At 73.4% G+C, this 14,962-nt stretch carries 4 protein-coding genes; 3 read left to right on the top strand and 1 reads right to left on the bottom strand.

What is annotated here, in order from left to right; all coding sequences use genetic code 11:
• The first annotated feature begins 205 nt into the window (after window positions 1-205).
• On the top strand, window positions 206-598 hold the full coding sequence (locus OG392_RS34650; protein ID WP_329286145.1) for a hypothetical protein: 393 nt from the start codon (window positions 206-208) through the stop codon (window positions 596-598).
• Window positions 599-625: 27 nt separating this feature from the next.
• On the opposite strand, the gene OG392_RS34645 is transcribed toward OG392_RS34650, so the two are convergent.
• Window positions 626-2,680 (bottom strand): CHAT domain-containing protein, encoded by a 2,055-nt coding sequence (locus OG392_RS34645; protein WP_329286143.1) that lies wholly within the window; start codon window positions 2,678-2,680, stop codon window positions 626-628.
• A 166-nt stretch (window positions 2,681-2,846) separates the two neighbouring features.
• Here OG392_RS34645 and OG392_RS34640 point away from each other — a divergent pair, with 166 nt between their 5' ends.
• Together OG392_RS34640 and OG392_RS34635 are read left to right on the top strand one after the other, a co-directional pair.
• A complete protein-coding gene (locus tag OG392_RS34640) occupies window positions 2,847-5,405 on the top strand; it encodes a CHAT domain-containing protein (protein ID WP_329286140.1) in 2,559 nt (852 codons plus the stop codon).
• 122 nt (window positions 5,406-5,527) lie between these two features.
• Window positions 5,528-14,944, top strand: coding sequence for a hypothetical protein (locus tag OG392_RS34635; protein WP_329286138.1), 9,417 nt, complete (start codon window positions 5,528-5,530; stop codon window positions 14,942-14,944).
• The last annotated feature ends 18 nt before the right edge of the window (window positions 14,945-14,962 follow it).

Genomic DNA, 14,962 nt, shown 5'->3' with positions numbered 1-14,962 from the left:
ACTCCGGTCGCCCTCGCGGTGCACCGTCCCACCCGACGTGCGAAGAGGGCGACCGCCTCAGGAGGGATCGGCCCCCGTGTCGCTGATGGTCTTGAGCGCACGCCGCTCGCCGCTCGTGGAGTCCACCGCGGCGTACACCGGGGTCACGGGCTGTACGTTGACACCCGGAGTCACCAGGGTGACCGGACGACCGGAAGGAACAGACGTGCAGGTTTCGATGTTCAGCCTCTGGGGTGCGGGCGCGTTCGGCGCCGTCATCGGCTGGATCGCCTACCGGACGCTGCGACGGGCCGCGAACGCGCCCAGGATCACCGATCTCATCACGGTGATCGCGGCGCTGGGCGGCGGCGCGGTCATCAACACGCAGTTCGCGGAGCCGGACCTCTTCGCCTGCTACGGCATCGGGTTGTTCGCCGGCTTCTTCGCGTACTTCGTCGTCGGACTCCTGGTCGACCGATGGGAGCGGAAGGCCCAGGCCAAGCGCGAGGCGGCGCGGATCCCCGGGCAGGCGACGCCGGTGGTGGAGGCGGCGCCCGCCGGGACGACCGAGCCGGTCGAGGCGGGGCCGCGCAGTTCGACCTGGATGGGCGACATCTGACGCCCCGTCGCACCGGCGGGCGGTCCGTCAGGAGGCGGAACTCAGCCGCAGGGCGGCCGAACAGTAGGCCGTGTAGGCCAGCCCGAGGACGTTGCCCTGCCCCAGAAGCTCCATCCGGACCTGGTGCAGGGCGCGTCCCACGTCGCTGCCGGCGAGGAGCAGCTCCCAGAACCGCTCGGCGAACCGGCCCGCCAGCCCCTGCTCGACGGTGATCTCCGTGCCGATCACTCCGGATGCCTGCAGTCCGGCGAAGGCCGTGACGAACGGCAGCCAGGACCGGGCGTCGTGGTCGGCCGTGTGGCAGCCGTTGAGAAAGACCAACGGGGCGACCTCCTCCCAGCTCTCCCACCCCGGGTCCTCGCCCCAGGCGTTCAGGTCCTCGGGCAGGATCCGGTCCGTGCCGCCGATCTCCAGGACGGTGGGTGTCGACACCTCCCCCGCCTGCGGACGCCGTCCATGGCCGTAGAAGTAGAGACAGTCGCCGGGGGCGTACGTCAGGGCCTCCCTGAGCGCCTGCTTCCGGTCATAGACGCGCAGGTCCGTGAAGCTCGCCCGCAGGGCGGTCACATGACGGCTCGCCACATCGTCGGCGAGTGCGCGGCTCCGTGCCACGGTGAGGGAGGGGGCGGCTCCTTCCCGGCCCGCCCGCAGACGGATCCGGCGTCCCCTCCGTACGGACGGAGGCTGCTCGATGATGTGCCGAAAGCCCCAGAACCCGTACGGGCAGAGCACGTTGAGCGGGTGCTCGGGGCCCTCCGGGCAGGAGCGGGCCGTGGGGTCCCTTCGTACCCGCTCCCACCCCGCGGCGCACGGTTCCAGCGTGGCGTCGCTCTCCACCGGGATGTCGTACAGGAGGGCCCAGGGGAAGACGAGGTCGTTCAGCTCGGTCCGGCACACCTGGATCTCGGCGGGCTCTCGCAGCACGTGACGCAGGGCGGTTCGTTCCGGGCGGCTGCGCGCGACCGTCTGGTAGAGCGTCCAGCCGAGCCGCGCGAGCCGTGTCGTGTCCCCGAGCAGTTCGGGGATGGCCTTGCCGTGGTTCTCGTCGAGGAGGTTCACCAGCCGCTCTTCTCCGCCCTCGACGCGTGACTCGGCGTGGCAGGCGAAGAGTGCCGCCCGTGCTCGTTCCAGCGCGGTGACGACCTGGTGCTCGCTGAGCCAGAACGTGGCGAGCGGCCCTTCGGCGGCGGTGACGTCGATGGTCATGGCGCTGCCCTGGCGCCCCACACGAACCGCCGCGGAGCGTCGGGGCAGCTCGCTCAACGCGGTGAATCCCGAGGTCAGCGTGTAGTCGACCACCGCTGTGGTCGCTCCTCCTCGTCCCTCGTCGGCGGCGATGGACGCGGTCAGGGTGACCGACTGCACCTGGTTGCCGCGGTACGACACGAACAGGCGCAGTCGAGCCGGGCCCGGCTCCTCCGGAGCGACGAACGGAATGTGAAGGTGCCGGCCACGATGTCCCGGCTCGCAGGTGTGCCGGCCTCCCGGCGGGCAGTGGCAGACCCACGCACTCCCCTCGCGGGGCAGGAAGAGCCAGTGCCGCGCGTCGCGAAGGATCAGGTCGTCGCTGACGACGGTGACCTGGAGCCAGTCACCGCTGCCGTCGTCGTCCGTGTGGTCGAGGCCGCTTTCGGGGAAGGGCTGGGCCTGCGCCGCGAGGAGGCTCTGGGGCTCCAGGCCGCCGATGTCCAAACGGAGTTCGTACGTCCTGCCTGAGGCGAGGAATCGGTCGGGGGGAACGACCCCGCGGGAGAGAGGCCACACGACCACGACGTTGAGGAAGCGCTCCACGAGGTCCGGCCGGTCGGCACCGTCCGGCCAGTCGGCAGCGTCCGCCTCGGGAGCGGCGTCGGACGCCTCCTCGCCCCACCCGTCGGACCCGACGTTCCACTCCTCCGGCACCTCGCCCTCGGGCACGCCCCGCAGGCCCTCCTGGTCCCGCCGCCGGAAGGCGTACCAGATCTCGATGGCGCCGGTGAAGTCGTCGTGCACCTCCTCGAACGCCTCGGTGAAGGCGTCGCCGTCGAGGTCCGGGTCGTTCAGCAGGGCGAGCCAGCCCGCGCGGGCCTCCTCCTCCAGCATGGCCGAGTGCCAGAGGTCGGATTCCCGAAGGGCTCGCAGGAGCCGCTCGTGTTCACACCGTGGTGCCCATCCGTATGTCACCGAGTCCCGCATCTCCACGCCCGATCGCCCCTCGCCTCCGACTGGTGGTGGCATTCTGGGGCAGGCCGGGGAACGGGGGCCAACCATGGACCGGGATCAGGACATCGTCGTTCGACTGTCGTGGCAGGGCGACGGGGTCACCGCGGTCGTCCTCGACGACCGGGGCGAGCCCCTCCACGAGGCCGCGCCGCCGGTCCGTGTGCGTCGGGGGATGTTCGTGCCCTGGGCACGGCCCGTCCTCCCCGCGGTGACCGGGATGCTGGGGGACGTTCTGCTGCCTCCGCCGGTGCGCGGGCACCTCGCGAGGCGTGCCGAGGAGATGGGCGGGCGGTACGCGCGGCTCCGGGTGGTCACTCCCGACGACGGCTCCCGTGACCTGGCCGGCCTGCGCTGGGAAGCGGTCCCCGTCCCCTCGGCGAAGGCCTCGCGCGCCGAATGGCACGACTGGGCGGCGGAGCCCTCGACGCCGCCCGCGGACGGCGGCTGCCCGCTGGGAGTCCATCCCTCGTTCGCTCTCGTCCGTGACGTCGTGGCCACCACCCCGGTGCCCGCGTCGACCCCCGTCACGGTCGGGAAGGTGACGATCGCCGACGCGACGGCCGTCCAGGGCGAGATCACCGCCGGCGGCCTCGACGAGCCGGTGACGCTGCACGGGCCCCCTCCGGGGACGCCGGGCGGCGCCGACGGCCTGATCGTCCGGCGCGTGGTGGACGGTTCACGGCTCTCGGCGCGCGTCGTGGACGCTCCGGCGACATCGGAGGCGCTCCGGCAGGCGCTGTCCGAGGGGACGCAGGTCTTCTACTTCGGTGGTCATCATGTGGCCTCCGGGCTCGTGATGAGCGCGGAGGCCGGTGACGGTCCGGAATGCCTGGACGTGGACACCCTGGCCGGCTGGCTGCTCGAGGCCGGCGTCCGGCTCGCGGTGCTCATGGCATGTGACTCGGCGGTGTCGGCCAACGGGGAGCAGCCCGACCAGTCGGCGGCCCGGCGGCTCGTGCGAGCCGGGGTGCCCCATGTCGTCGCGGTGATGGGCCAGGTGAGTCATGGTCAGGCGGCGGAGTTCGCCGGGGCCTTCTTCTCGGCGCTGACCCGGGGGGAGGAGATCGACCGCGCGCTCCTCGAGGGCCGGGCACGCCTCGAAGGAGCCGCCGCCGTGCCGGTGCTCTTCACCCGGCACGACGCCCGCGAGCTCGCCGTCGAGCTGCTTCCCGGGCTGCGGGACGCGCGGCGGGCGCCCGTGGCCCACCGTCTGCCCCTCGGAGAGGGAGCCTGGGCGCCCGAACCGGATGAACGGCACCGGGTGCACCTGGACGCCCGGTGGTGTCTCTTCGCGCGGCCCGTGCTCGACGTCCTGGCCGATCCCACGGCCGACGATCTGCCCCGGCTCATGCAGGATGCGGAACGGCTGCTGGTGCGGGCCCGCAACGCGGCGGGCCTCTCCGGCGAGGCACCACGCCGTTGGTACGTCCACGACGTCACGGCCGGCCGGCTGCCCCTCACGGAGTCGGAGCTCCGGGCCCGCGTCTCGCCCGCGTACGAGCGGCCGGTGCCCGGCGGCGACCGAGGCGTGGGGCTCGTCCTGCGCGTCGACGGCGCCGTTCCTCATGCCGGCTTCCGCCAGGAGCTCGACCGGTTGTACCGGTTCGGCTGGGACCTGCGCGTGGTGGTCCTGCAGATCAGGGACGAGGACCCCGCGCGGGTACGGGACGCCGCCGAGGAGCTGGCGCGCGCTCTCGGCCTGGACGAATACCTGCTCCGGGCTCCCGTCCCCCCGGCCGCGGTGTCCGGCACGGCCCCACGGCCGCGTCGCCCGCTGATGGCGAGCACGGGCTCCGACACCTCAGCCCGGGGTGCGAGCGATGTTCTCGCCTGGGCACGGGACGCGGACGAGAGGGGACGGCCGGGGCCCGTCTTCGAGGTCGCCCCCCTGGCCGTCGTCGAGGAACTCAACGCGGAGGCCGCGTGGGGCGGTCCGCGGGAGGAGCGGGGTGTCCTCGCCGTCGTCCGGCACTACTGGCCGACGCTGTACCACCCGCTGCTGGAGGCCTACGCGTCCGCGCGTTCGCGGCCGACGCGGGGTCTTTCGCTCCGGCTGGCGGCGTGTCGTGACGACGACCTGGACCGGTGGCTGCGAGCCGCCGGAGAGCGGCTGCCGTTCCCGGACGAGGTCGGCGCCCTGGACCGGGGGCACGCGTTCGTGGGCACGGTCGTCCTGGGGCTGCTGCGCGCCGGGCACACGGACACCGACGCCTTCGGGGAGTGGCTGGCGGAGGCGCCCCCGGAAGTCGTCGAAGCCGTCGCGACGGCGGAACGGGGACCGGCGACGATCCTCGGCAGGGATCTCGCCCTTCCCGACGTCGTCGTGGCACTGGACCGTGCCCGCGTGCTCGACGGCATCGACCCGGGGCGGCTGGATCCGGCCGGCAGGTGGAGAGGGACGTGGGCGCTGCTGGCCAGACGCCCGCTGACCGAGGCGACCGCCCGCTGGCTGTACGGCCTGCGTGAGGCCCCCCGCCGCGTCCTCGGGCTCGTCCCCTCGGCCGGTCCCGGTCCGGAGGCCGCTGACAGGGAGCTGGAGGTCCAGCTCACCGCGTACCAGGAGGCGCTGTTCCCTCCGCTGCCCCGGGGGCGGGAACGCTGCTGAGGGGCTTGTGACGACGTTCAGTTGGCGAGAATCCGTTGATTCGTCCGATCCTCTTCGTATGCTGGTCCACTCGCTCTTTCCTCCTGGCAACGTGGCCGGGAACCGCAGGCAAGGGGACGCCCATGCTCGAACACTGGTATTTCTGCGCCGCGTTGGGGCTGCCCCCACAGTCTGCCGCGATACAGCTCGACCTCCTGGCCGCCCTCCAGGAGCCGGTGGAGACGGACCGGTCCGAGGAGATCGTCTCCCTGGCGGTGGAGGGCCTCGCCCGTGCGGGGACGGTCACCGCGCTCTACGCCCTCCCCCATGTCCTGTCCGCTCAGCGGCGGTTCGCAGGTGTGACCGAGGTGGCCGCGCGGGCGGCGGCCTACTACCGGAGCATCGCGTCCGTGGCCCCGGAACACCTGCGGGCCCGCCTGGGCGCCGCCTTGCGCGCTTCCGCCGGCCCTGAGGTCGCACTGGCCGTGGTGGCACTGGGCGAACTCCTCGACGACGCGGGCGACAGCACGGCCGAGGCCGACACCTCGATCGTCCCGTACCACGATCTCGTCGAGCAACTGGCCCCGACGACGGCCCTGGTGATCGCCCGGTTCCTGGCCGGCCGTGACCCTCGGGCCGTCGGTGAACTCCTCGACGAGCGCCCGTCCCTGATCGAGGCGGCGCTCCGCGGCGACCACGGTCGGCTGGCGCTGCTCCAGGCGGCCGAGACGGTGGCGATGGTACGGCCGGAAGCGACCGACAGGATTCGGACAGCGCTCGCGGTGGTGTCACGCGGGGCGTTCGACATGGAGCCCGATCTCCTGGCGACCGCGGCCCGGGTCTCCTTCGCCCTGTCCGGCGGGATCGCGGGACCGGATGCGTCGCGTGGGAGCGGCACCCTGGACGCCGTGGAGCACGAGGCGTTGACTGGTGAGTCCCTCTTCGGCTGGCTCAAGGCGTGGACCGACGACGGCCTGCTGCCGCCGACGGACTGCGAGGCGCGGGAGCTGGCGTACCGGCGGCTCGGCGGGGTGGGCTCCGCCCGGGACTCCGCCATGCCGTCGGTCCTCTGGCAGTCGGCGCTGTGGTCCGTCGCGGCCGAGTACGCCCCGCGGCCGACCGTGGAGCGGCTGGCACGGTGGTGGCAGGCGCCCGATCCGTCCGGACGCACGGGTGATCCGGGCGCGCGGCACCGCGCGCACGCGAGCCCGACGGTGACGCTGCCCTACCGCTCGTACGACTTCGTCCTCCGGCACACCTACCGGTTGTCGTCCCTGCGTTATCCCGCCGGCCAGAACCCCACCCCCCTGTTCACGACCGGTCCGGCCGGGGAGACCGACGCGGGCACGGCGGCATGGCTGTGGTCGCCCTGGCTCCTCCACCACACTCCGCCGTCCCCGCCCAAGGCGCCGCGCCACCGGCCCGGCACGGCCGCCCAGGCGACTCAGGCGGCTCCGGCGACTCAGGCGCCGACTCCGAAGCTCTGGGGCGATCAGCCCGAACAACTGGTGCGTCTGCTCGGCGCGGGGCTGATCGCGGGCCGACTGCTCACCGGCGCCGCGCCCGACGAGGCCTGCCGCACGGCGGAGGGCGGCGCGAGCGGGCACCGGGACCACCTCCTGGTGCTGCTCGTCCATGTGCGCGACACCCTGTACCGGACGTTCAGCGCGCTGATGGACGTCGTCCACGGCAAGCCGCACCAGGCCCAGCTGTACGCCGGCCATCTGTCCTCCCTCCTCCTGCACACGGCGAGCGTCGCCGACTCGATCGGCAAGGGGGCGCGCGCCGGGGTCCATCCGGCCGAGATCGTGCGGGTGGTGGCCGCGCTCGCCGGTCCGCCGAGCAGCCCTCCGTATCCCCCGCTGCCGGACTGGGGCGCGCGTGGTGTGGCCCTGCACTGGGCGCAGGAGGCGTCGGCGGGAGGCACCGGGCCGCACCGGACCGAGGCCGGCGGACGGTGGTTCACCGGTGACCGGCCTCCGGCCGACACCCTGCTCTCGCTGATCCGGGAGCGGGAGACACTCCGCCACTCCGCGCGGGCGATCCGCGCGACCCAGTTGCATCGCGACCTCCACGCGCACTCCCGCTACGACGTGCTGCGCTGGGACTGGACGCCGGAGGGCCCCCGGACCGGCGACGGGGTGCTCCTCACGCACCTGGCCCCCGGCGCGCTGGCCCTCAGCGGCCCTGTCGACCCGAGCCGCGACTCCTTCTCCGTCGAGGAGTGGCGGGAGATGGCCCAGGGCGTGACCGACTTCCTCACGGAGACCGACAAGTACGCCATCACCCCGGTCACGGTCGGGACGCTACGGCTCGCGGCGCTGCTGGGACGGCCCGATCTCGGCGACGAGGGCGCGTTCCAGGACTGGGTCTCCGAATGGAGCGGCCGGGTCACGTCCCTCAACACGGCGGCACACCTGCCGCGTTACGTGCGCGCCCGGATGTTCGACATGTTCCGCTCGCCGACCGGCAGCGCCGGTTCGCAGGAGCGGCTGATGCAGGTCCTCGAACACGTGGTGGACGTGATCGTCGATCTGAGCGGTGCCGCCCAGTTCTACTACGACCGGCTGTTCGAGGAGCTGACGGCCCACGGGCTGCCGCCGGAGATGGCGAACCGGCTCCGGGTGCGGACGCTGCGGGCGGTCTACCACAAGTGGGGCGGGAACCCTCCGGTCGTGACGCACGGGAGCCCGTGGTCGACGTACCTCAGCCAGGTCTCCGGCCGGGGCACCGAGGCGGCGCTGGTCCGGTTCCTGCGGGCGACGGCGGCGGAGGAGCTCCAGGGGCAGGGGATGACGCTCGACGAGGTGATGTCCTCCCTGTGGAACCGTACACAGCGCCCCGCCCGTCTCCCGGCGTCCCGGCAGCCGTCGGGCCGGTCCGACGGGGACCGCCGGTTCGTCGAGGCGGTCGTCCGGGCCCGGCACGCCGGGGAGATCGTCGAGTACCGGCGGAACGAGAACAGCGGCGTCGGGATGTCGCGGTCGGCGCGACCGTACGTGCACGACCTGTTCCGGGACGGTCCCGGTGTCCGTCCCCATGAACAGGGCGCCTATGTGCTCGGCTTCGTCTCCTCGCCGCCCCGTCGCGGCAATCAGCCCACCCTCCAGGTCAATTGCGGCATGGACCAGCTCGCGCAGGTCCGCCTGGAGGCGCACGAGACGAGGAACTGGGAGCTCGGGGAGCCGGTGGCAGTCCGGCTCGGGGCCCCCGCCGACCCGAAGTCGTGGAGCGTCACCCGGCTCGCACCGCTGCCCCAGCACGACGGAGAGGTACGCGAGGCGGAACTCGCCCGCACGGAGGGCTTCCCCTGGCTCGCGCTCACCGTCGACGGCGTCGCCACCGACGCGTATCCCCGTGGAGGCGGCGAGAAGGACGTCATGGCCCGCCGCCGGTGGGACCCTGACCTCTCGCGGGCCTTCGGCGACCGGGGGACGACCGCCCGGCCCTCCGAGACCCTGGTCCGATGGCACCGGGAACTCAACCACTGGGTACCCGTCGACGCGGGTCTGCCGGAGCTGGCCGTCGCGGCCGGCGCCGCGGACGGCGGCCGGGCGACGCCGGTGCGCCTGGTGCTGTCCGGGGTCGCCAACGAGAGGTCCGGCTTCGGAACGGCCCGGCGGTTCGTCACCGAGCCCGGGCGCTGCTACGTCCTGGGGCCGTCCGCCTGGGACCCCGAGGACCGGGGGCGCGTCGAGGAGGAGTGCCTGGCGGCGCCGGCCGGGCTGATCCTCCACGCCGAGTTCCGTCCCGGGGAGAACCGGCTCCGCCTGGCGCCCGAGCGGCCGTTCGACCGGCGCAATGTGCAGTGGCTGGGGATCTTCGACCATGTGAACGGTCCTCGCGACCCGGCAGGGGACGAGGACGAGGACCAGACGAGGGACCGGCCCGCCCATGAGGAGGCGTTCCTCCGCTCCGACGCCGCCGGGCGTCCGGAGTGGCGGATCGACGTGCCCGCCGTCGAGGGCTTCCCCTCGTGGGTCAGGGCCGAGTTCGTCGGTGCGACCCCCAGGACCTCGCACGTGGTGTGCAGCGTCGAGTCCTGGGACGACACGGCCGCGCGGCGGCCGGAGGTGACCGTTCAGCCCTTCGAGGAGGAGGGCATCCGGGAGGAGAAGCCGACTCCCGAGCTGTACGCCTGGTTCTCGAAGGTGCCCACCCACACCGTCGTCGACCTCGTCTGGGCCACGCGGAAGGCCTTCGTCGCGGTGAACACCGCGGCCACGAAGGAGGGACTGCGGGGGCGGATCACCACGGAGTCGCTCACCCTCAGCGGCCACTTCCCGTTCCTGTCCCGCACCTCTCCGCGCCGCGCCGTCGTCACGTCCGACTATGCCGTGCCGCCGTACGCGGACCACCGCCGGGAGCCCACCACGGCTCTGTCGGCGGCGCAGCTGGCGAGCCATTGCGTTCCGCCGTGCGATCCGGCGCCGCTGGACGCGCCGTCGCTCGACGGCCTCGTCGTCGCCCGGACGAAGGAGGGCGGTCATGTCCGTGCCTGGTTCGACCTGGGCACGCACATCGCGGTGGCCGTGCTGCCGGTGGGCTGCCTGGACGTCGAGGCGCCGTCGGTGGGCGACCACCTCGTCGGGGCGCGGACGCCCGACGGCTGGGTGTTCCAGGTGCACCGACGCCTGCTGCACCTGGAGGCGCTGTGGGAGTGGGCGGAGACGCCGGGATCCGACTGGAAGGCGGTCGGGCACACCCGCGGCAATGACGGCACCTCGCTCCTGGTCCGGCAGGACGTCTCCGGGCGGCCCCGTCTGGCGACGGCGCCGGCCGACGACGGCCTCGGGACGAGCGGCCGGGCCGGTGCCCGGCGCGGCGGCAAGAAGCGGAACGACGGCTCCTTTCCGGTCGTGGTGCAGCACGAGGGCACCTACCGGGTCGGCCACACCACCGGTATCGAGCTGGTCACCGAGTTCCGTCCTGTCCACGTGGAACAGGAGGTCGTGGACGTGTGGGATGTGAGAACTCCCGCGCCACCGGGCCCCACGGGAGTGGACGACACCCGGTACGTGCGCGTGCGACGGCGGTTCGACCTGTCGCCCGTCGGCTCCGCACGTCCGTGGGAGACCGCGGGGGTCCCACAGGTGCAGGACCCTGCCGCCGCGTGGCAGCAACTCCTCGAACTGCCCGATCTCGCCCTCACCGGCCGGCTCGTCGACGACGACCACCTGGAGCTGACCGTCTGCGCGGCGCCGGACTCCGAGGGCGTGTACCGGCCGTGGCTCGAGCTGCTCGACGAGCCGTGGGCCTGGGTGGGGGGCCGGAACTACCCGACCGAGCTGGTACGGGCCTCGCCGGTGCCGAACGGTGCCGGGTACGCGGGGTCGTTCCTGCGGGCCGCGCCCCTGTCCGTCGCCGAGTTCATGACGACGTTCGTCCCGTACGCGACGCCGGACGGACGCCGCTGCGACTTCCGCGAACCACGGCACACCCGGGGGGCCCTGTTCTACGTGGGGATCGAGGAGAACGACGCCGGCCTCGCCGCCCGCTTCGAGTTCGGCCACGGGTGGTTCGTGGACATCCCCGTCGAGGCGCTCGTGGTCGGCGGAGAGCCGCTGGACCCGGACGGTCTGGCGCTCTTCCACGGCGACCGCATCCAGGCGATGGCCTTCCTGGCCGACGAGAACACGGCTTCCGGCGGACTCGTCGTGCACATCGAGCTGGCCGACATCTCCAAGGGCGTGGAGTGGCAGGTCCATACGGAGGCGACGACGGCCGATGTCGTCCACCTCCTCGAACTGACCGTCGACCGGGACCGCGGCCGGGTGACCGTGCACCGTGTCCTCACCCGTACACGGGAGCTCGGCCGCGGCGCCGAGGAGGACACCCACGCCAAGGAGCAGCCGGTGAGCGCCCGCATCGAGGCGCGCGACGCCCTGGCACTGCTCGCGTCCCTGGAGTCGGGCTCGCAGCGCCGGCTCATGCTCGGCCGACTCGTTCCCGAGGCGATCGGCCGACACCGCCGGGCCCTGCGCTTCGCCACGGTCGCCCCGTACGCGACGGCCGACGGGGGGGCCGGGCTGCGCAAGCACGACCGGCTCTACCTGGAGGCGGGGGTCATCCACGAGACCCACAACGACTTCCTGCTGCGGTTCGGACTGCCCGAGGAACTCCATCAGGAGGGCGACCCCCTCGCGGTGGTCGTGCCCCGGCGCGACTTCTCGCACCGCGAGAGCTGCCTCCGCCGCGCCGCGAAGACCGAGGGCCTCGCGGCGTACCGCGGGCGGGCACGCATGCTCGTACGCCTCGGGAACCACAACGAGGTCCCCGGTCAGTCGGCCAACCACTGGCACGGGTCCACGAAGTCGCCGCCGGCCCGCAGCACCGAGACCCTGCGCGGCCATCTGCGGCGCAGGCCGCAGGGGTGCTTCGGGGTGGTCGACTCCGGCGGGCTGCAGATCGAGCTGCGGCCGGGTGTGGTCTTCGCGCTCTCCGGGCTGCGGGTGACACACGGCATCGTCCCCGGATCCGTGGTCCGGCTCACTCTGGACGCGGCGGATGACATCCTCGTCCACCAGGCGATCCCCGCCGACATCAGCTATCTCGACGACAGGCCACGGCCCGCTGTGGTGTTCCCCAAGGACAGCCTCAAGACCGCCGAGGACATCCGGAACGCGGACGCCTACGGGCGCTTCACCGTCGCCGGACTCCCCGGTCTCAGCGCCACCGCCCAGCGGGGGACGGGCGCGGCCCTGCTGCACACGGAACACCCCAAGATCGCCGGGGTGATCCGCAAGGCGCTGCCGAGGGCGCAGACCCAACTGGTCCCCATGGACGACCCGCGTGCCGGGATCCTCGCGTTCGACGCCGACGCGCCCACGGAGGGCGTGCTGGTCCGGCCCGTCGGCGTCCCCACCGGCCCGGAGCCCGTGGCCGCCAGGCGCGTGGCCTGGGCACAGCTGTCGTTCCAGGACGCACCCGCGCGGCAGATCGCGGAGGCATGCGAGAAGGGCGGCTGGCGCTATCACGACTCCCGGACGCAGACGTGGCCGACGAACGGCGACGCTCCCCACCGGCGTGGTCTGCCGGCGACCGCCCGCGCCGTCGCCGAGCCGGTCTTCTTCTCGCCGAAGGGGGCCGGCTGGACCCTCCGGCACGACTCGAACTCCCTGCGTCAGCACGGCTTCCCCGCGACGGAGCTGCTGGAGGAGACCTTCCAGGATCTCTCGGGCGGACGGCGCACGCTTTGGGCGGTGGCCCGGACAGAGGGCAGGAGCGTCTGGCTGGAACTGACGCCGGGCCGGGTCGCCGAGGTCCGCGGCGAGCTGGTGCGCTTCTCCGACGGACACTCGCTGGCCGACCTCGACTGGTCGCGTCTCGCCCCGGGAGACCTGCTCTACGGACACGTCGACGGAGGCGTGAACGAGTGCGGGCACCTGGTGCTGGAGGACTGGCAGCCGGGGTTGCGGGGCTCGTTGCGGCCCAGGGGCCGCTCCCGGGTCCTCCTCCCCGTCACGCGCACGGACGATGTGGCCGGGGCCCTCCATCTCGGCGAGGGCGAGGCGGAGTTCCCCTATCCCGCGGAGCGGGAGCTGATCGAGCGGTGCCCCGTCGGCAGCAGCGCCTGGCTGGACCAGGCCAACGACGTGATCCCCGCGACCCCGGACTCCGTACGGGCGGGCGACGTGGTCCTCCTCGCGGCGGACGCGGCGGGCGGAGGCCTGCGGGTCGCCGGGCTGCAGCGGGCCCGGGTGCAGCTCGCGCCGCTCGCCAAGGACCACTGGTTCCACACACAGTGGCTGCGGGACGACCTGGCCGCGGCTGCCGGGACGGGCAGCACCGTCCTGCAGCAGCTGGGCGTGCTGCCCGTGACCGTCGAGGCCGTCGAGGACGGGCCCGAGCCGGTCGTCACGGTCTCCCGCAGGCATCAGCCGGGGGGCGTGTGGCCGGACGGTACGGTGCTGGCCCGTCCCGTGGCCGACCTCGGGAACGGCTTCGTCGTGATGCACAACGGTGCTGCGCTGGTGCGGGTGCACGTGGAGACGTTGCTGCCCGGGCTGCCGCCGGAGGCGACGGCGGCGACCGCGACCGCGCTCGTGGCGGACCGGCGGCTGCTCCGGCTGCACTGGGACCGGTCGACGAGGACCCTGCGGAGCGGACTGCCCACCGGGGGGACCGGGCTCGACGAGACGGTCGTCCAGGCGTTGTTCGCCGTCGACGGTCCGGACGGTGACTGCCTCGGCGTGCTCTGCCGGGACGAGCGCAGCCAGGCGCTCTGCTGGCTCCCGGCACGGGACGCGGCGTGGACCACGGGCGTGCCCGGCGAGCTGCTCGCCACGAGGCTGCGCGCCGCGCGGCAGCTGACCGTGCTGCGCCGCGACCGCTGCCAGGTCAGCCTGGTCCACCACCCTCTCGTCGCACGGGAATACGAGAACCTGACGCCCGGCCAGCTCGTGCGGGTGACCGTGGTCGGCGAGGGGGCCGCTGCCACCAAGCACTCCGCGAACCCGCTGCTCGTGGCCGTCGCGCCGCTCGGCCTGCTGGCCCAGTACGCGAGGGGCCGCACGGTGCGCGGGCCCGGCGACGACATGATGGCCGAGGTCGCCCGGCTGGAACGGATCGCGGACCGGGGCATCGTCCGGCTCGTGGAACCGGGGTTCCGGCGTACGGTCGTCGACCTGCCGGAGTGGCTGTGCGAGCGGCTCAAGAAGCTGTCCCTGCGGACGTTCGCCGAGCGTCCGAGGCCGGTCAAGGACCTGGTCCCCATCTGGTTCGGCAAATACCGGAACGCCTATCGGGCGGGGATCGAGGGCGAGCCGACGCCGACCGGGACCTCCGCCGGACGAAAGGTGATCTGGTCGCTCGGCGCGCTGGAGCACGCGTCCGGCGAGGAGCACGTGGAGGCGCGGCGGACCGCGACGGCCGCGGTGGCGGAGTGGCTCTGCTCCGACGTCGGCAGGCCGATCGTGCTCCAGGAGGACGCGGCCGTGGACCTCGCGCCGGTGCTGGCCGCTTGCCGGATCGGGGCCATGCTGCCGCCCGGTGCCGGCCAGCTGCCGTACGGCTGGCAGGCGTTCCTGCTGGCCCGCGTCGGTGACCGGGCGGTGTGCTCGCTGCACACGGAGTCGCTCGTGACCGAGTGGTTGACCCGGCCGGAACGCCATGTGCTGGACGGCGACTGGCGCAGGCTCCGGTCGCTCTATCTGACGCGGGAGCTGTCCTTCGGTCAGGTGGCCTCCGTCGAGGACTTCGCGCGGGCCGTCATGGAACGCCCGGCGGGAATGCCGCAGAGCGAGACCGGCCGGGTGGGGCGGGCACTGCTCGCCGCGGTGGGCCGGCTCCCCTCCGCGGAGCATCTGGTGCAGGACGCCCCGCTGCTTCACCGGCTGGCCCGCCTGGGGGTGAGCCTGACTCCGCCGGCCGGGTCGGCGGTACCGCGCTGGCAGCCGACACGGGAGCAGTACCTGGTGCTCCAGTCGGTCTTCCAGGCGGTGGTGCCGACCGGGCTGCCGATCACCTTGCTGCCGGCTCACGTACCGCTGCCGGAGACAGGCGCACGGTACGGGGAGACACTGCTCAAGGAGGCGGCAGCACACCTCATGCGGCCCTGATCGGCGGAGGCCCCGTCC

The sequence above is a fragment of the Streptomyces sp. NBC_00691 genome (genome assembly GCF_036226665.1).
Lineage (GTDB): Bacteria > Actinomycetota > Actinomycetes > Streptomycetales > Streptomycetaceae > Streptomyces.
This window is presented reverse-complemented; position numbering and strand designations above follow the sequence as displayed.